General features: G+C 66.1%; 17 protein-coding genes. 7 read left to right on the plus strand and 10 right to left on the minus strand.

From position 1 onward, the window contains the following. From B2X67_RS05915 to B2X67_RS05925, 3 genes are all read right to left on the minus strand, one after another. Positions 1-112, minus strand: a 112-nt coding sequence (locus B2X67_RS05915) for a LysR family transcriptional regulator (protein WP_286784949.1), incomplete at its 3' end; no start/stop codon positions are given. A gap of 3 nt (positions 113-115) precedes the next feature. Next, entirely contained in the window at positions 116-1,012 is an 897-nt protein-coding gene (locus B2X67_RS05920) for a LysR family transcriptional regulator (RefSeq protein ID WP_286784950.1), read from the minus strand. 126 nt (positions 1,013-1,138) lie between these two features. Continuing rightward, positions 1,139-1,792 carry a glutathione S-transferase gene (locus B2X67_RS05925; RefSeq protein WP_286784951.1) on the minus strand — a complete coding sequence of 218 codons (654 nt, stop codon included), beginning with the start codon at positions 1,790-1,792 and terminating at the stop codon, positions 1,139-1,141. Between the two features lie 188 nt (positions 1,793-1,980). Between B2X67_RS05925 and B2X67_RS05930 the strand changes: the two genes are divergently transcribed. From B2X67_RS05930 to B2X67_RS05940, 3 genes are all read left to right on the plus strand, one after another. Beyond that, on the plus strand, positions 1,981-2,559 hold the full coding sequence (locus tag B2X67_RS05930) for a TetR/AcrR family transcriptional regulator (RefSeq protein ID WP_286784917.1): 579 nt from the start codon (positions 1,981-1,983) through the stop codon (positions 2,557-2,559). 77 nt (positions 2,560-2,636) lie between these two features. Next, positions 2,637-2,816 (plus strand): hypothetical protein, encoded by a 180-nt coding sequence (locus tag B2X67_RS05935; protein ID WP_286784918.1) that lies wholly within the window; start codon positions 2,637-2,639, stop codon positions 2,814-2,816. A 246-nt stretch (positions 2,817-3,062) separates the two neighbouring features. Next, entirely contained in the window at positions 3,063-3,539 is a 477-nt protein-coding gene (locus tag B2X67_RS05940; protein ID WP_090227877.1) for a hemerythrin domain-containing protein, read from the plus strand. Between the two features lie 60 nt (positions 3,540-3,599). Here the strand turns inward: B2X67_RS05940 and B2X67_RS05945 are convergent, their stop codons facing one another. From B2X67_RS05945 to B2X67_RS05960, 4 genes are all read right to left on the minus strand, one after another. After that, positions 3,600-4,814: an MFS transporter gene (locus B2X67_RS05945; RefSeq protein ID WP_286784919.1), complete on the minus strand. Its 1,215-nt coding sequence runs from the start codon at positions 4,812-4,814 to the stop codon at positions 3,600-3,602. A 170-nt stretch (positions 4,815-4,984) separates the two neighbouring features. Next, positions 4,985-6,031: a glycoside hydrolase family 5 protein gene (locus B2X67_RS05950; protein ID WP_286784920.1), complete on the minus strand. Its 1,047-nt coding sequence runs from the start codon at positions 6,029-6,031 to the stop codon at positions 4,985-4,987. A 317-nt stretch (positions 6,032-6,348) separates the two neighbouring features. Further along, positions 6,349-9,483: an efflux RND transporter permease subunit gene (locus B2X67_RS05955; RefSeq protein WP_286784921.1), complete on the minus strand. Its 3,135-nt coding sequence runs from the start codon at positions 9,481-9,483 to the stop codon at positions 6,349-6,351. A 30-nt stretch (positions 9,484-9,513) separates the two neighbouring features. Continuing rightward, positions 9,514-10,665, minus strand: a complete 1,152-nt coding sequence (locus tag B2X67_RS05960) for an efflux RND transporter periplasmic adaptor subunit (protein ID WP_273229545.1) — start codon at positions 10,663-10,665, stop codon at positions 9,514-9,516. Between the two features lie 183 nt (positions 10,666-10,848). On the opposite strand from B2X67_RS05960, the gene B2X67_RS05965 reads away from it, so the two are divergent. Further along, complete coding sequence (locus B2X67_RS05965) at positions 10,849-11,403, plus strand: TetR/AcrR family transcriptional regulator (RefSeq protein ID WP_286784922.1); 555 nt, start codon at positions 10,849-10,851, stop codon at positions 11,401-11,403. A gap of 238 nt (positions 11,404-11,641) precedes the next feature. Beyond that, on the plus strand, positions 11,642-12,970 hold the full coding sequence (locus B2X67_RS05970) for a methyl-accepting chemotaxis protein (RefSeq protein ID WP_376747809.1): 1,329 nt from the start codon (positions 11,642-11,644) through the stop codon (positions 12,968-12,970). A 73-nt stretch (positions 12,971-13,043) separates the two neighbouring features. Here B2X67_RS05970 and B2X67_RS05975 read toward each other — a convergent pair whose 3' ends face one another. Then, a complete protein-coding gene (locus tag B2X67_RS05975; RefSeq protein ID WP_286784923.1) occupies positions 13,044-14,063 on the minus strand; it encodes an alpha/beta hydrolase in 1,020 nt (339 codons plus the stop codon). A 68-nt stretch (positions 14,064-14,131) separates the two neighbouring features. Continuing rightward, positions 14,132-14,776, minus strand: a complete 645-nt coding sequence (locus B2X67_RS05980) for a hydrolase (RefSeq protein ID WP_286784924.1) — start codon at positions 14,774-14,776, stop codon at positions 14,132-14,134. 150 nt (positions 14,777-14,926) lie between these two features. Between B2X67_RS05980 and B2X67_RS05985 the strand changes: the two genes are divergently transcribed. Further along, positions 14,927-15,811 carry a LysR family transcriptional regulator gene (locus B2X67_RS05985; protein WP_286784925.1) on the plus strand — a complete coding sequence of 295 codons (885 nt, stop codon included), beginning with the start codon at positions 14,927-14,929 and terminating at the stop codon, positions 15,809-15,811. A 6-nt stretch (positions 15,812-15,817) separates the two neighbouring features. Here B2X67_RS05985 and B2X67_RS05990 read toward each other — a convergent pair whose 3' ends face one another. Then, positions 15,818-16,657, minus strand: coding sequence for an oxidoreductase (locus tag B2X67_RS05990; protein WP_286784926.1), 840 nt, complete (start codon positions 16,655-16,657; stop codon positions 15,818-15,820). 181 nt (positions 16,658-16,838) lie between these two features. Here B2X67_RS05990 and B2X67_RS05995 point away from each other — a divergent pair, with 181 nt between their 5' ends. Continuing rightward, the gene (locus B2X67_RS05995) at positions 16,839-17,777 is read left to right on the plus strand and encodes an AraC family transcriptional regulator (RefSeq protein WP_286784927.1); all 939 of its coding nucleotides are present in this window, start codon (positions 16,839-16,841) and stop codon (positions 17,775-17,777) included. Positions 17,778-17,822 lie beyond the last annotated feature (45 nt).

The following is a 17,822-nucleotide window of genomic DNA, read 5'->3' on the forward strand; positions in this document are numbered from 1 at the left end:
CCAGCGTGCGCATCACGGTGGCCGGCGACAGCGCCAGGTCGCGCGCCGCCGCCGCGAGGCTGCCCGCCTGCGCGACCGCGGCGAAGACTTCCATCTGCCGGTAGCGGCTCATGCGTCAGGGTGCGCCGAGACGCTGCAACGCCGCGTCGTTCAGCAGGCGGTCATGGCAGTGATCGACGAAGGTGCGCACCCGGGCGGAGACCTGCTTGCCGCTCTGGTAGAGCACATGCACCGGCAGCGGCGGCGTGCCGAAGGCGGCCAGCACGATCTCCAGCTCGCCCCTGGCGACGGCGTCCGCGACCTGATAGGACAGCACCTGCGTGTAGCCCCAGCCCATACGCGCCGCGTTGATCGCCGCCTGGTTCGAGCTCACCACCAGGCGCGCGTGCGGCGCCATCGTCGAGGGGCCTTCGGGGCCGTCGAAATGCAGCTCGGTGAGCAGCGTGCTGGCGGAGGACATGACCGTCTGCGCGCCCTGCAGATCGCGCGGATGGGCGGGCCGCCCGACGCGATCGAGAAAGGCCGGCGCGGCGCAGATCACCGGACGGATCTCGCCCACCTTGAGGGCATGGAAGCTGCCTTCGGGGAGCTGTCCGATGCGAATGGCGACATCCACCGCTTCGTCGGCCAGGTTCACCAGCCGGTCGACCAGCAGCGCGTTGACCGTCACCTCGCCATGGGTAGCGAGGTACTCGGTGATCAGCGGAATCAGGAACAGTTCGCCGAACATCACCGGGGCGGTGACCGTCAGGTTTCCACGGATGCGCAGGCTGCTGCCGGACGCCAGCTCCTCCGCTTCCTCGAGCTCCAGGAGAATGCGCCGGCAGTCCTCCACATAGCGCCGGCCGGCTTCCGTCAGCCTCAGGCTGCGGGTGTTGCGGGCCAGCAGCAGGGTGCCGAGGCGCTTCTCCAGGGCGGCGATGGCGCGTGTCGCACCGGGCGGCGACATGCCCAGCAGCCTGGCGCCGCCGGCGAAGCTCTCCGCCTCGGTCACCGCCAGCAGCACCTTCATTTCCTGGAACCTGTCCACCACCACCCCCGCGCCGAGCATCGACAGAAAGGCAGAGACTATGTCGTCGCGGGGCAAATGTCCGCTATCGATCTCGGCCACGGCCGGGTGCGCTGTCGGCCCTCGGGCCTAGCGGGGAGCGCCGCGCTCCACCATCGCTCGCCATTCCCGCACGCTGGGTCTTTCCTGCATCCGCTCGTGCCACGCCCGCAGCGCGGTGCAGTCGTCGGGTACCGGAAGCTTGACCAGCGCGGCGAAGATCATCCCGCCGAGCACCGCGATATCGGCCATGGAGAAGGCATCGCCCGCCACGAACGGGCGCTCCCGCAGGACGCCGTCGAAGTAGCGCATGCCCCGGATCGCCTTGTCGCGCATGCGCCCGCCCCATTCCGGATTCTGGTAGAGCTCGACCTGCGGTCCGAGCCCCGGCGTGGCGTGGTGGAAGTAAACGCTGACCGCATCGAGAAATTCGATTTCGGCGCGTTTGGTCATCATGTGGATGAGCCCTTTCTGCAGCGGTGTGTCACCCGTGAGCAGCGGATGGCCATCCAGCGCGTCGAGGTACTGGGTGATGGCCGTGCATTCCGCGAGGTAGGTGCCGTCGCTCAACTCCAGCACCGGCAAGGTCCCGGAGTAGTTGATGGCGAGGAAATCGGCGGCCTTGTGCTCGCCTTTCCAGAGGTTGACCGGGACGAACTCGACGCGCGAGAGCAGGCCTTTCTCGGCCAGGGCGATGCGCACGCGGGCCGGGTAGGGGCCATTGAACCAGTCGTGGATTTTCATTTGCGGAAGGGCCTGAGGGTCGATTCGCTGTGCTTCGTCACTCATGTGGTTATCTATCTACCTGTCAGTTGGTAGGTAAATATTCGACGCGTCCTGATACTGCTGTCAAGCCCTACCTTCCAGTTGGCAGGTAAGCATCGGCGCGCGTAAACTTCGTGGTGTCAATTGGACGAGTCGAGGAGCACACCTTGGGCGATAACGCGCGGGAGGCCATCCTGGCCGCGGCGAAAACCGCGGCGCAGATGCACGGGTACAGCGGCGTCAATTTTCGAAGCATCGGCGAGGCGGTGGGGATCAAGAACGCCAGCATCTACTACCACTTCGCCAGCAAGGCCGAACTCGGCGCCGCCGTTGCCGCGCGCTACTGGCAGGACACCGCCGCCGTTCTGGAAGGAATACGGGCGTCGAACCCCGATCCCGTCGAATGCCTCGCGCGTTACCCGTCGATCTTTCGCAGCTCGCTGGAGGACGGCAACCGGCTCTGTCTGTCCAGCTTCATGGCCGCGGAACACGAAGACCTGCCCGAGGACGTCCAGCGCGAGGTCAGGGCGTTCGCCGACGCCAACGTGGCCTGGCTGGCCCAGGTGCTGGCGGATGCCGGAGTGGACGGCGCGGAAGTCCGCGAGCGACGCGCGCGCGCCATCTACACGGCGGTCGCCGGCGCGCAACTGGTCGCCCGCACGCGCGGCGATATCGGTCTGTTCGACGAGCTGATCCTCAGCTACCGCGAGACGGGGTTGATCCCCACGGCGGTGGTCAAGGCGTAGCGGAGTGCGCTTCGTCGTCTCGCCCGGACTCTGCTGGGGCCCCGCGGTCACACGGGAACCAACCCAGGAGAGATGCCATGAGTGTGAAAGTGAAGCGACTCGAAGGTGAGGAGATCCCGGACCGACTCCGGAAGGACGATGTCGACGTAGTCTTCGAGGTGACGGCGGACGATGGCAGCGTGGAGTACCGCTATTCCGACGTGGATGCCGCCAGGACGGCGGTCAATCTGAGCGAGCAGGACAAGGCGGACGACTGATCGGCGCTGCCGCGCCGCTGGAGAACGGCGCTTTCCGGGCGATGCAAATTGCACAGGGAAATCGGACCGACCATGCAATATCACCGGTCAAGCGCGCCGCCGCTGTTCTCCATCTTGTTGATTACAATAGATTTATTTAGCTCGTCGGGATTGGCATGGCCCTCGCAATCTTCTTCTCACCAGCCGGCTGTTTCGACGGTTGGACAAGATAAGACCCCTGAGTCTTGCGCCTAGAGGAGATACGCAATGAACGCCATTGAACTGCTCAAGAACGATCATGTGACGGTCAAGGACCTGCTCACGCAACTCTCGGAATCGACCCAGCGCGCGGTGAAGAAACGTACCGAGCTGCTCGGCAAGCTGGAAATGGAATTGGCCATTCACACGGCCATCGAAGAACAGATCCTTTACCCGGCCTACCGTGAGGCCGGCGGCAAGGAAGAAGAAAAGATGTACCACGAAGCCAAGGAAGAGCACCGCACGGTGGACAGTCTGGTGCTGCCCGACCTGCTGAACACCGATCCGGCCACCGTGGAGTTCGCCGCCCGCGTCAAGGTCTGCCAGGAACTGCTCGAGCACCACATCGAGGAAGAGGAAGAAGAGATGTTCCCCCAGGCCAGGAAGCTGTTGGGCGAAGACCGCCTGAACGAGCTGGGCCAGGAGATGGAGCAGATGAAGCAAAGCATGAAGAAGGAGCTTGCCAGCGCACGCCGCGCCGCCTGAGCCTCGATGCAACGAAAGCCCCGCCCATGCGGGGCTTTTTTATGGCTGCGCGGGGCGGCTTCAAACGCCCCTGGTGGACGGCAGCAGAACGGTGAGGATGCCGAACAGCGGCAGGAACGAGCAGAGTTTGTAGACGTACTCGATGCCGTGGATGTCGGCCAAGTGCCCGAGCAGCGCGGCGCCGATGCCGCCGAAACCGAACATCAGGCCGAAGAACACCCCGGCGATCATGCCGACGTTGCCCGGCACCAGTTCCTGGGCGAAGACCACGATGGCGGAGAAGGCCGAGGCGAGGATGAAGCCGATGATCATGCTCAGCACGCCGGTCCAGAACAGGTCGACGTAGGGCAGCGCCAGGGTGAACGGGGCGACGCCGAGTATCGAGAACCAGATCACCGTCTTGCGGCCAATGCGGTCGCCGATCGGGCCGCCGAAGAAGGTGCCGGCGGCGACCGCGCCGAGGAACAGGAACAGGTGCAGCTGCGAGCTGGCGATCGACAGGTCGAACTTCTCGATCAGGTAGAAGGTGAAGTAGCTGGTGAAGCTCGCCATGTAGAAGTACTTGGAGAACACCAGCAGCGCCAGCACCACCAGCGCGAAGGTGACCCGCCCTTTGGACAGCCCGTGGGTGGCCCTACCGCCGGCCTTCAGCTTGAACAGCGCGAGGTGGGCGCGGTACCAGCGGCTCAGCCCATAGAGCACCAGGATGGCGAAGGCGGCGAACAGGCCGAACCAGGCGACGTGGCCCTGGCCGAAGGGAATCACGATGGCCGCAGCCAGCAGCGGGCCGAACGCGCTGCCGGCGTTGCCGCCGACCTGGAAAGTGGATTGCGCCAGGCCGAAGCGCCCGCCCGAGGCCAGACGCGCGATCCGCGAGGTTTCCGGATGGAAGGTGGAGGAGCCGATGCCGACCAGTCCCGACGCCAGCAGGATCGCCGGGAAACTGCCGACGAAGGCCAGCATGAGGATGCCGACCAGCGTGCACAGCGAACCGGCCGGCAGCAGCCAGGGCTTGGGATGGCGGTCCGTGTGGTAGCCGACCCAGGGTTGCAGCAGCGAGGCGGTGAGCTGGAAGGTCAGCGTGATCAGGCCGACCTGGGTGAAGGTCAGGCCGTAGTTGGCCTTGAGCATCGGGTAGATCGACGGCAGCACCGCCTGGATCAGGTCGTTGATCAGGTGCGCCAGCGCGCAGGCGCAGATCACGCGCATCACCAGCGGGCTGGATTGGCCCGCCGCCGTGGCGGCCGGGGGCAGGGAGGTCGTGCGGGTGGACATCGCAATCACCGGGCAGGGAAAACGGCGGCCCATGGTACAGATTGGCGCGCCTTTGCCCCATCCATCCGTCCGGGTCACGCCATTCCCGCTGACTGGAGGGCGCCGCGCAGCGGTCTACCGCGGGACGGCAGCACGCCGCGCGGTAGGCGCGGACGTGCTGCGGGTGGCGATCAGTTCGGCCCGGGCTTGGTGCAGTTGCCGCCGCCGACGTATTTCTTCAGTACCGCCCACTGCGCCTGGTCGATGCCGGCCTTGGTCGGTTCGATGGACAGCTTGTAGGTGCCCCACGATGGCCCGGCGGCCCAGTAGGTCATGGTGATGCAGTTCTTCTGCAGGTAAGCGAGGGTGTTGTCCATCGCCTGCAGGTAGCGCGGATCGTTGGGTACGCCGAACTCGCCGATGTGGCCCTTCTTGCCGTTCTTCTTCAGCCAGTTGACGAAGGGCTCGATGCGCTTGACCCCGATCATCGGGTCCACGGTGGCGGGCGCCGTCTTGTACTGGCCGCTGCCGTTGTCATCGATGTAGGCATGCGCGGAGTAGATGATGTTGTCGGCCTTGGGATCGACGAGCGCGGCCAGCGGGTCGTTGTACCAGGGCCAGGTGTAGGCGCCGGAGTAGGAACGTCCTTCGACGAAGATGGGCTTCTTCTTGTCGTAGACGCGAATGCCATTGATCCCCGCCTGGGCCGCCTGGGGCCAGTATTGGTCGGCCGCGCCATAGGGCTCGTTCATGATGTCGTAGCCATAAACGGCGGGATTGTTCTTATAGCGGTTGGCGATTAACTCGTTGAGTTTGCGGAAGTGCGAAAAGGTAACTTTGGCGGAACCTATGACTTCGTTGTTGTAACGCGCGTAGTTGTGTACATCTAATATTACTTTGACACCATAGGTATTGGCCTGTGCCAACATGTCATCGATGTACTTCACGTAAGTTGGGTCCAGCGCGCCGCCGAGTGTCGGTTGTATGCGCTCCCACTTCAGCGGGAAGCGAACGAGCGTGATGCCGCGCTCCTTCCACTTGGCGAAATAGGTCTTGTCCGGGAAGAAGAAGTTCGTCCCCAGCTTGCCGGGAATGGCGCCGGAAGAGAACTCGGCCCCGGCCACGTTGATCGAGACGAGGGGAAGCTTCTCTTGCGCCACGGCGGTCGCGCCGAACAGCAGCATGGCCAGCGGAAGGACTTTTCTGAGCGTTTTAAACCGCGTGAAGGTAGGGTTCATGGCTGGTTCCCGGATAGTTTGGTTGGAAGGCTCCCTGAAACTAGTTATAGAGTCCGTGATGAATTTTGCGCGGTTAACGGGCAGCTAATTTGCTCTTCCACCAAACTGTTTATAATCGCAATTTAATATCGCGAAGCACTATAAATCGAAGTGTTTCAGTATGTGTGGAGTGTCGAACTACCGATCCGTAATCCTTGAAGGCTAGATATCGCCAGAAGGCCGATAGTTTCATGCATGCGACTATTGGATCGGGTCGGGTGCGCGCGGGATGCGGGCCTGGCCCCTGCACGCCGTCGCGGGCAGGGGCAGTGCGAGGGTCACGCCCCGGTGGGCGGCGGGGTCTTGCCCGATCCGTGGCTGCGGCGCTCACGCAGCGAGAGCACGGCGACGAAGAAGATCGGCACGAAGATCACCCCCAGCAGGGTGGCGCTGAGCATGCCGCCGACCACCCCGGTGCCGAGGGCACGCTGGCTGGCGGCGCCGGCGCCGTTGGCCACCACCAGCGGCAACACGCCGAGGATGAACGCCAGCGACGTCATGATGATCGGCCGGAAGCGCAGCCGCGCCGCTTCGATGGCCGCCTCGCGCAGCGAGCGGCCCTGGGCGCGCAGGTCCTTGGCGAACTCGACGATGAGGATCGCGTTCTTCGCCGACAGGCCGATGATGGTGATCAGCCCGACCTTGAAGTAGACGTCGTTGGGCATGCCCACCGCGGTGACCGCCAGCACGGCGCCGAGGGCGCCCACCGGCACGATGAGCATCACCGCCAGCGGAATCGCCCAGCTCTCGTAGAGCGCCACCAGCAGCAGGAACACCACCACGAAGGCCAGGGCGAACAGCTGCAATGCCTGGCCGCTGGCGACCCGCTCCTGGTACGACAGGCCGGTCCATTCGTAGCCGATACCGGCCGGCAGTTCACTGGCCAGGCGCTCCAGCTCGGCCATCGCCTCGCCGGTGCTGACGCCGGGAACGGCGTCGCCGGAGATGCGGATCGACGGATAGCCGTTGTAGCGGGCGATCTGCACCGGGCCTTGTTCCCACTGGGTGGAGACGAAGGCGCCGAGCGGCACCAGCTCGCCAGCGTCGTTGGGTACGCGCAGCTCCAGCACGCTTTCCGGGGTCATCCGCTCGGCCTGTTCGGCCTGCACCACGACCCGTTGCTGTCGCCCGGCGTTGGCGAAGTCGTTGATCACCGCGGAGCCGAAGGCGGTGGACAGCGCGCTGCTGATCGTTTCGAAGCGCACGCCCTGGGCGCGGGCCTTGTCGCGGTCGATGAGCAGCCGCAACTGCGGCGCCTCGGCCAGGCCTTCCATCATCGCGTAGAGGATTTTCGGATTGCCGTAGGCCTTGCCGAGCAGTTCGTCGCGCGCCGCCAGCAGCGCGTCGCGGCCCAGGCTGGCGCGGTCCTGCAGGCGCAGGGAGAAGCCGCCGGAGTTGCCCAGTCCGTCGATGGGCGGCGGCGACACGGCCATGATCGCGCCGTCGCGGGGGTTGCCGAAGCGCTGGTTCACCAGGGCGGTCTCGTCGTCGGCGGACTGCCCTTTGCCGCGCTCCGACCAGTCCCTGAGCGTGGGGAAGGCGAGGGCGGCGTTCTCGCCCATGCCGGAGAAGCTGAAACCCATGACCAGGAAGGTGGACGCGACGGCCTCGCGCGAACCCAGGTACTGCTCGAGTTCGTGCCCGGCCGCCGAGGTGCGCGCGCGGGTGGCGCCGGGCGGCAGTTGCAGGTCGATGATCATGTAGCCCTGGTCTTCGGACGGCACGAAGGATTCCGGCAGGCGCAGATAGACGAAACCCAGCAGCACCACGATGCCCAGGTAGAGCAGCATGAAGCGCCCGGTGCGCCGGACCAGGCGCGTGTTGAGCGCGGTGTAGCGCGTGGTCAGGCGGGCGAACAGGCGATTGAAGGCGCCGAAGAAACCGCGCTTCTCGTAGTGACCCTGCGCGATCGGCTTGAGCAGGGTGGCGCACAGCGCCGGGGTGAAGGTCAGCGCGAGGAAGCCGGAGAACAGGATCGACACCGCCAGCGAGAGGGAGAACTGCTGGTAGATCACCCCCACCGAACCGGCCATGAACGCCAGCGGCAGGAACACCGCCGAGAGCACCAGGGTGATGCCGATGATCGCGCCGGAAACCTGGCCCATCGCCTTGGCGGTGGCTGCGGCGGGGGCGAGGCCTTCCTCGGCCATGATCCGCTCGACGTTCTCCACCACGACGATGGCGTCGTCCACCAGGATGCCGATGGCCAGCACCATGCCGAACATGGTCATCATGTTCACTGAGAAACCGAGCAGGTACATGACCGTCAGCGTGCCCAGCAGGCAGACCGGCACCACGATCGACGGGATCAGGGTGTAGCGGGCGTTCTGCAGGAACAGGAACATCACCAGGAACACCAGCAGCATGGCCTCGACCAGCGTCGCGATGACCTTGTCGATGGCCACGTCGACGAAGCGCGAGGTGTCGTAGGGCACCGAGTACTCGATGTTCTCCGGGAAGTTGACCGACAGCTCGGCGAGGCGTCGCTTGATCGCTTCCGCGGTCTGGATCGCGTTGGCGCCCGGTGACAGCTGGATCGCCGCGCCGACCGCTGGCTTGCCGTTCAGGCGGGTGGTGAAGTTGTAGTCCTGGCTGCCCACCTCCAGGCGCGCGACGTCGGCGAGGGTCACCCGCGAGCCGTCCCGGTTGGCGCGCAACAGGATGCGACCGAACTCCTCCGGATTGTCCAGCGTGCCCTTGACCGCCAGGGTCGCGGTCACTTCCTGCTCCGCCGTGCCGGGCGTGCTGCCGAACGCGCCGGCCGGCACCTGCACGTTCTGCGCACGGATGGCGTTGCTCACGTCATCGATGGAGAGGCCGTAGCCGACCAGTTTCTGCGGTGCGATCCACACCCGCATCGCCGCCTCGGAGGCGAAGAACTGCAGCTTGCCGACCCCGGCGACACGGCGGATCTCGTTGTTGATGTTGCGCGCCGCATAGTCGGCCAGCGCGGTGGTGTCCTGGTCGCCGTCGCCGTTGGCGTAGTTCAGCGCGTAGATCAGCAGGAAGCCGGCGCTGGTCTGCTCGACCTGGATGCCGAGGTCGAGCACCGCCTGGGGCATCCGCGCCTCGGCGGTCTTCAGGCGGTTCTGCACATCGACCTGGGCCAGCTCCGGCGAGGTGCCGGGGGTGAAGGTGATGACGATTTCCGCCATCCCGTTGGAGTTGCTGGTGGATTCGAAGTACAGCAGGTTCTTGGCCCCGTTGAGCTCTTCCTCGAGCACGCTGGTGACCGAGTCGACCAGCACCTTGGCCGAGGCGCCGGGGTAGGTCGCGGTAACCGTGATCTGCGGCGGCGCCACGTTGGGGTATTGCGCAACCGGCAGCAGCGGAATGACCAGCAGCCCGGCCAGCGAGATGAACAGGGCGACGACCCAGGCGAAGTTGGGGCGGCTGATGAAGAACAGGGACATGGGGTTTCCTCGGGCGCCGTGCGGGCGGCCTTACTGGGCGCTGGCCTTGTCGGCGTCGGGTTGCTTGTCGGCAGGTCTGGCGGTCACCGGGTCGCCGGGATTGAGGCCGTTCATGGCGCCGACGATCACCTGATCGCCCGCCGCCAGACCTTCGGTGATCTGCCAGCGGCCGCCCTGCATGACGCCGGTGCGCACGGCGCGTGCCTCGGCCTTGCCGTCCTGGCCGATCAGCAGCACCCGCGCCTGGCCGTCCGCGCCGCGCTGGATGGCTCGCTGGGGCACCAGGATGGCGGCGGCATCGGTGCCCTGCGGCGCGCGAACGCGCACGTACATGCCCGGCAGCAGCACGCCTTCGGGGTTGGCGAAGCGTCCGCGCAACGCCACCTGGCCGGTGCCCGGGTCCACCGAGATATCGGTGAACATCAGCGTGCCGAGGCTTTCGTGGTCGGTGCCTTCCACGCGCAGGGACAGGGTGTTCTCGGGTGCGTCGGCCAGGGCGGCACGCATGCGCAGGGCGTCGGCCACCGGCTGGGTGAAGTCGGCGTAGATCGGGTCCAGTTGCTGGATGCGCGCCATCATGGTCGCGTCGCCCTGGCCGACCAGCGCGCCTTCGGTGACCAGCGCCCGGCCGATACGCCCGCTGATGGGCGCCTTCACGGTGGCGTAGCCCAGGTTCAGCGCGGCGGTTTCCACATCGGCCTGGGCGCTGCGTTTGGCCGCCAGTCCGCCCTGCACGCCGGCGCGGGCGGCATCGAAGTCCTGCTGGCTGATGGCGTCCACTTTCACCAGCTGCTCGTAGCGCTTGAGCATCGCCTGCGCCTCGAACAGCGTCGCCTCGGCGCGGGCCAGCTCGCCCTGCGCGCGTGACAGCGCGGCCTTGAACGGCGCCGGATCGATCTGGAACAGCAGGTCGCCGGCCTTCACGTCGGCGCCTTCCTCGAACGCGCGCTTGAGCACGATGCCCGCCACCCGCGCGCGCACCTCGGCGACCCGCACCGGCTCGATGCGGCCAGGCAACTCGGCTTCACGGGTGAAGGATTCGGTTTCCACGCGCAGCGCTTCCACCTCGCGTGGCGCGGCGGTCGCCGGGGCGTTCTGCTCCGCCTTGCCACAGCCGGCGAGGGCGATCGCCGTCAACAGTGCGGTCGTCTTCAACATCTGCCCAATGCGCAAACTGGTCATCTCCACACCCGGGCAGCGCCCATCGATCCGTCAGGACGTGCATGATCGGTCGCGAAAGACGATGAGTCAATATTGACTCATAAGCTTCCAGATTGATCCATTTGAGTTTTCTTCCGAATCAACCGCTTTTTCGGCACACTATGTTGCACGCGCCGTTGCACGCCCCCAGACCAAGAGCACCGAATGGACCTACCCATTGCTGACGAAAAGCTCCTCAAGGCGCTGGCCGTTGCCCTCGTCGACCTGCCGCGGGGAACCTTCAAGGACATCGCCGTGGCCGCCGGCGTCAGCAAGGCGACGCTGAACCGCTTCTGCGGCACGCGCGACAACCTGATCGAAATGCTGCTGAACCACAGCTCGGTGGTGATGAACCAGATCATCGCCGACGCCAACCTGGAGAGCGCACCGCCGCGCGAGGCGCTCCGCGATCTGATCGAGGGGCACCTGACGCATCGCGAGCTGCTGGCTTTCCTGGTCTTCCAGTGGCGCCCCGACTCCCTCGACCTCGATGCCGGTGGCAGCCGCTGGCTGCCTTACTCGGATGCGCTGGACGCCTTCTTCCTGCGCGGGCAGAAAGAGGGCGCGTTCCGCATCGACATCGCCGCGCCGGCCTTGGCCGAGCTGTTCGCCTCGGTCCTCTCCGGCCTGGTGGACGCGGAGCGCCGAGGTCGGGTGGCGCGTTCCGGCCTGGCGGCGCTGGCCGCGCAGTTCTTCCTCGAAGGTGCCGGCAGGGCCTGATCCCGGCGCGTCTTGACGATCTTTTCAGAAACCTTCGGTCACACTTCCGCTCCGTAGTGCGCGCCGCGTCCGCATGGGCGAGGTGCGTCCGCACGGCGCTGTGCTCTACTTCAGTGGGCAGGCTGAAATATCCATCTGCCGGGGCATCAAGGCCGTTGTTCATCAGCCGATACGTTGTTTCAACACCCATCGTTTCGCCGAGGAAACGTCATGTTGAAACAAGGCAGCTAAGAATGAACTGGCGGCTAGGACGGCCGAAGTAGCAGGCTACAAGGGACTGATCGCCGCGCTGGAGCGCTCCATGGCCGTGGTCGAGTTCGACCTGAACGGCAAGGTGCTGCGGGCGAACGAAAACTTCCTCAGCACGATGGGCTATCGCGCCGACGAGCTGGTGGGCAAGTCGCACCGCGATTTCTGCGCGCCGGCGCTGGTCCGCAGCCCCGAGTACGCCGAGTTCTGGGCGCAACTGCGCGCCGGCAGGTTCGTCTCCGGAACCTTCCAGCGCGTCAACGGGCGCGGCCAGAACGTCTGGCTGGAGGCCAGCTACAACCCGGTGCTGGACGACCAGGGGCGCGTGCTCTCGGTGGTCAAGTACGCCCTGGACGTGACCCAGAAGGTGGGCCAGGAAGCGGAGACCCGCGGCAAGCTGGCGGCGCTCGACCGGGCGATGGCCGTCATCGAGTTCGACCTGAGCGGCAACATCCTGGTCGCCAACGACAACTTCCTCAACGTCATGGGCTACTCGATGGCGGAGCTCAAGGGCAAGAGCCACCGCCTATTCTGCGAGCCGACGCTGGTCAACAGCAGCGAATACGGCGATTTCTGGCGACGCCTCAACGCCGGCGAATTCTTCAGCGGACAGTTCAAGCGGATCGGCAAGCACGGCCGCGTGGTCTGGCTGGAAGCCTCCTACAACCCGGTCTACGACGCCGAGGGCAAGCTGTGCAAGGTGGTCAAGTTCGCCAGCGACATCACCGAGCGGGTGGAGAAGTTCGAGGCGGATTCGCGCGGGGCGTCGCGGGCCTATCACATCTCCGCCGAGACCGAGAAAGTCGCCGAGCAGGGCGCCCAGGTGATCCAGGAGACCGCGCGTGAAATGCGCCTGATCGCCGAGAGCATCGGCTCCTCGGCGAGCCTGGTCGGGCAGTTGGGGGACCGTTCCGAGCAGATCACCGCGATCGTCAACACCATCCGCGGAATCGCCGACCAGACCAACCTGCTCGCGCTCAACGCCGCCATCGAGGCCGCGCGGGCGGGCGACCAGGGTCGTGGCTTCGCGGTGGTGGCCGACGAAGTGCGGCAACTGGCGGGGCGCACCAGTCGCTCGACGGCGGAGATCGCCGAGATGATCGGCAAGATTCTTTCGGAAACCCGCGAAGCGGTCGCCAGCATGAGCGCCACCCAGGAAGGGGCGCAGCGCGGCGTGATCCTGGCCGACCAGGCCAACTCGGTGATCCTGCAGATCCGCAGCGGCACCAGCGATGCAGTGGAAGCGGTAAGCATGTTCGCCTCCACCCTCGACGAGTCCGAGGTGATTCCCAAGAGCGCGGTGAGCTGGGTCGGATGACACCGGAATAGCGCGCCCCAAAAAAAGACCCCCGCAGGAGCCTGTCGCTCCTGCGGGGTCTTTTTTTCGCCTGTCAGTTCAGGTGGGTTTTCAGCTCGTTGGCCGCCTGGCGCAGGGCTGCCTTCACTTCCGGGATGCCGGCCAGCGGATTGAGCAGGCCGTAGTCGTGGATCATGCCGTTGTAGCGCACTGCGGTGACTTCGACGCCGGCGGCGTCGAGCTTGCGGGCATAGGCCTCGCCCTCGTCACGCAGCACGTCGAGCCCGGCGGTCTGTACCAGCGCCGGCGGCAGGCCGCGCAGTTGCTCGGTGCTGGCGCGCAGCGGCGAGGCATGGATTTCGGCGCGTTGCCCGGCGTCGGTGGTGTAGCTGTCCCAGAACCATTTCATCATCCCGGTGGTGAGGAAATGCCCCTCGGCGTATTGCTGGTACGAGCCGGTGTCGAAGCGCGCATCGGTCACCGGCCACAGCAGCAGCTGGAAACGCAGCTTGGGCGCGTTCTGCTCCTTCGCCATCAGGCTGACCACCGCCGCCATGTTGCCGCCGACGCTGTTGCCGGCCACCGCCAGGCGGGTGCCGTCGACGCCTATTTCCCTACCGTGCTCGGCCACCCAGCGGGTCGCGGCGTAGGCCTGGTTGATGGCCGTCGGGTAGTGCGCTTCGGGCGACGGCGTGTAGTCGACGTAGACCGCCACGGCGCCGGAGCCGACCACCAGGTCGCGGATCAGGCGGGCATGGGTCGGATAGTCGCCGAGCACCCAGCCGCCGCCGTGGAAGTACATGAACACCGGCAGCTCGCCCTTGACCTTGGCCGGGCGGACGATGGTCAGACGGATGTCCTGGCCGGCGGCGCGGATGGTTTTTTCGCTGACTTCGGTGCCGGACAGGTCGACCTTCACCGAGGCCTGAGCGCCGGTCAGCACCGCACGGGCGTCTTTCGGGCTGAGTTGTTCCAGCGGCTTGCCGCCACCGGCAGCCAGCGCATCCAGGAAGGCCTGGGTCTGGTGTTCGGCGACGACGTTGTCAGCGCCGAAGGCATTGCCGACGGACAGGGCGAGGAGGGTGACGCTCAGTACTTTTTGCACGCGGTTCATGGCTTCGATCTCATTTATGGAGTGGGGAGTGGTGCCGCCGGAAGCGTTGCCGGCGGCACGGGCAAAGGTCAGGAGAGGGTGCGCTGCGGCGCCTTGTGCACCATGGTGTAGGCGTAGTCGACGCCCATCCCGTAGGCACCGGAGTGCTCCAGCACCAGCGCCATCACGGCGTCGTAGGTTTCCTTGTGGGCCCAGTCGCGCTGGTATTCGAGCAGCACCTGCTGCCAGGTCACCGGCACCGCGCCGGCCTGGATCATCCGCTGCACGGACATGTCGTGGGCTTCCTTGGTGGTGCCGCCCGAGGCGTCGGTGACGATGTACACCTCGTAGCCTTCGGCGAGGGCTTCCAGCGCCGGGAAGGTCAGGCAGACCTCGGTCCAGAGCGCGGCGATGATCAGCTTCTTGCGCCCGGTGGCCTTCACGGCCTCGACCAGCTTCTTGTCTTCCCAGGAGTTCATCGAGGTGCGCTCGATCGGCTGCTGGCCGGGGAACACGCCGAGCAGCTCCGGCCAGATGTAGCCGCTGAAGCTTTCGGTTTCCACCGAGGTGAGGATGGTCGGCACGTTGAACAGCTTGGCGGCCTTGGCCAGCCCGACGGTGTTGTTCTTCAGCGTCTGGCGATCGATCGACTGCACGCCGAAGGCCATCTGCGGCTGGTGGTCAATGAGGATCAGGGCGGAGTTGGTCGGGTTCAGCAGTTCGCGGTTGGACATGATCGTTTCCTTCTGAGTAGTGGGTAGGCAAGGCGGCCGCGGCCTGGCGTGTCGGCCTGTGTGGGCGGCATGGGAGAAACTTTAAAGCTGGTCATAAGGAGGAACAATTCCCTAGAATCGAGACTCATTGATTCCAAATTGGGGACACTGATGGACCGCATCGATTGCATGCGCACTTTCGTGGCGACGGTGAATGCCAATGGCTTCGCCGCCGCCGCGCGGGTACTGGACGTTCCGCGCTCGAAAGTCAGCAAGCAGATCCAGGCGCTGGAGGATTCGCTGGGCGTGCAACTGCTGCTGCGCACCACCCGCAGCCTTCACCTAACCGAAGCCGGCAGCGAGTACTACGAAGCCTGCCGCGAAGTGCTCGCCTCGCTGGACGAAGCCGAGCAGCGGGCGCGCAGCGGGCTGGCGGAAATCCACGGGGTGCTGCGGGTCAACGCGCCGATGTCCTTCGGCCTGTGCCGCCTCGGCCCGCTGATCCCGAAATTCCACGAGCTGCATCCCAGGGTCGAGTTGCAACTGGTGTTCAGCGACCAGCAGGTCGATCCGGTCAAGGGCGGTTTCGACGTGACCATCCGCATCGCCAGCCTGGCGGATTCCTCGATGGTGGCGCGCCACCTGGCGCCGGCGCCGCGCGTGCTGGTGGCATCGCCCGGTTATCTGCAGCGCCAGGGCACGCCGCAGGTGCCGCGCGACCTGGCCGCGCACCAGTGCCTGAACTACGGCTACCTGCAGAGTGGCGTCAGCCTGCAACTGAGCAACGGCCGGGAGACCCAGAAGGTCCACGTCACCGGGCCGCTGCACGCCAACAACGGCGATCTGCTCGCGCAGGCCGCCGAAGCCGGCATGGGCATCGCGCTGCTACCCACCTTCATCGTCGAGAAGGCCCTGGCCGAGGGCCGGCTGGTGGCGGTGATGTGCGACTGGCAGGCGCCGCCGATCTCGATCAACGCGGTCTACCCGACCGCGCGGCGTGTGCCGCTGAAGACCCGCGCCTTTCTCGACTTCCTGGTGCAGGAGCTGAGTGCGTAGCCGCGCTCAGAAGTCGGTCGAGCGGCTCAGCTCGGCGTAGCGGGCGATCTCGTCCTGCAGGGCGGCCAGCTTGGCCTGTACCAGCTGCAGCGCATCCGAACCCAGCAGCAGGTGCGTGGGCGGCGACTCCATGGCGACCAGTTGCAGCAGCACCTGGGCGGCCTTGCGCGGATCGCCGTTCTGCCTGCCGCTCTTGCCCTCGCGGGCCGCGCGGATCGGCCCGAACAGCGCGTCGTAGTCGGCGATGCTGCGTTCGCTGCGCTGCATCGAGCGGCCGGCCCAGTCGGTGCGGAACGAGCCGGGCGCTACGGCGGTGACGAAGATGCCGAAGTCCATGACCTCGCTGGCCAGTGTCTCGGAAATGCCCTCCAGGGCGAACTTGCTGCCGCAGTAGTAGGCGATGCCGGGCATGGTGATGAAGCCGCCCATCGAGGTGATGTTGATGATCCGCCCGCTGCGCCGCTGGCGCATGCCGGGCAGCACGGCCTTGATCAGCGCCACCGCGCCGAACAGGTTGACGTCGAACTGGCGGCGCAGCTCCGCCAGCGGCGATTCCTCAAGAATGCCCTCGTGGCCGTAGCCGGCGTTGTTCACCAGCACCTCGATGGGCCCGTGGTCGCGCTCGACGCCGGCGATCGCCGCATCGATGGCGGCATCGTCGGTGACGTTCAGCAACACGCCGAAGGCGCGCCCGGACGGGTCCTGCTCGAATGCCTGGAGGTCGGCGGCCGAACGCAGGCTGCCCACCACCCGATGACCCGCCGCCAGCGCGGCCTCGGCGAAGGCGCGGCCGAAGCCGGAACTGACGCCACTGATGAAGAAGAGTTTGCTGTCGCTGTCGTGCATGGGGGATTCCTCGCTGTCGGTCGCGCGGCCGGCGACCCGAGGAGGAAATCCTATTCTTCGGCTGCCCTCCGGCGTAGGCCGGTTACTCTGCTTCGATAGCCTATTCCTACGGATGGCTGGACTGCCGACTCGTCGCGTACCAGACTGACGACAGCTTCCTTCCCACCATGAGTACTGCGAAATGTCCGGTTTTACAGGCATCCAGACCGACATGGTCGCCCTCATGCAGGCGCTCGCACCGGACGAGGGCTACAACCTCACGGCGCTGCCGGGTGTGCGATTCCTGCGCTGCAACCGTCCGCTCACGCGCACGCCGGTGCTCTACGAGCCGGGCATCGTCATCGTTTGCCAGGGCAGCAAGCGCGGCTTTCTCGGTGGTCGCGAGTACCGCTACGACGCCCAGCACTACCTGGCGGTTTCCGTACCGGTGCCGTTCGACATGGAGACGGCCGCGAGCGAGGACGAACCCCTGTTGGCGATCTACCTGCAACTGAACATGGCGGTGGCCGCCGAGCTGTTGCTGCAACTGGGCGAGGCCGCGCCGGCGAGCGCCGAGGCGCCGGCCAGCATGATGTCCTCGCCACTCGACCCGCCGCTGGCCGAGGCACTGCTGCGTTTGCTGAAGAGCCTGGGCTCGGCGAGGGATACGCGGGTGCTGGGGCCGGCGCAGTTGCGCGAGATCTACTACCGGGTCCTCACCGGCGCCCAGGGCGCGGCGCTGCGGGCAGCGATCGACAACCGCGAACACTTCGGCAGGATTTCCGCCGCCCTGCAGACCATCCACCAATGCTATCCCGAGCCGCTGGACATCCAGCGCCTGGCCACGGAGGCCTCGATGAGCGCGGCGACCTTCCACCTGCACTTCAAATCGGTCACCGCCACCACGCCGATCCAGTACCTGAAGTCCACCCGCCTGCACCGCGCGCGCCTGCTGATGCTGCAGAAGGGCGTGTCGGCGGCGCAGGCCAGCTACCAGGTCGGCTACGAAAGCCCCTCGCACTTCGGCCGCGAATTCAAACGCCTCTTCGGCCTGCCCCCGCAACAGGAAGTCGACCGCCTGCGGGCGACCTTCTCCTACCCGCTGGCGGCGGAAGAGGCGGTTTATGTGGCTTCGCATTGATAGGGCAGGGCGGCGAGGGCTATTGGGCAGTGGCGGGTGGCGGCC

The sequence above is a fragment of the Pseudomonas sp. UBA3153 genome, from assembly GCF_002364635.1.
Taxonomy (GTDB): domain Bacteria; phylum Pseudomonadota; class Gammaproteobacteria; order Pseudomonadales; family Pseudomonadaceae; genus Pseudomonas_O; species Pseudomonas_O kuykendallii.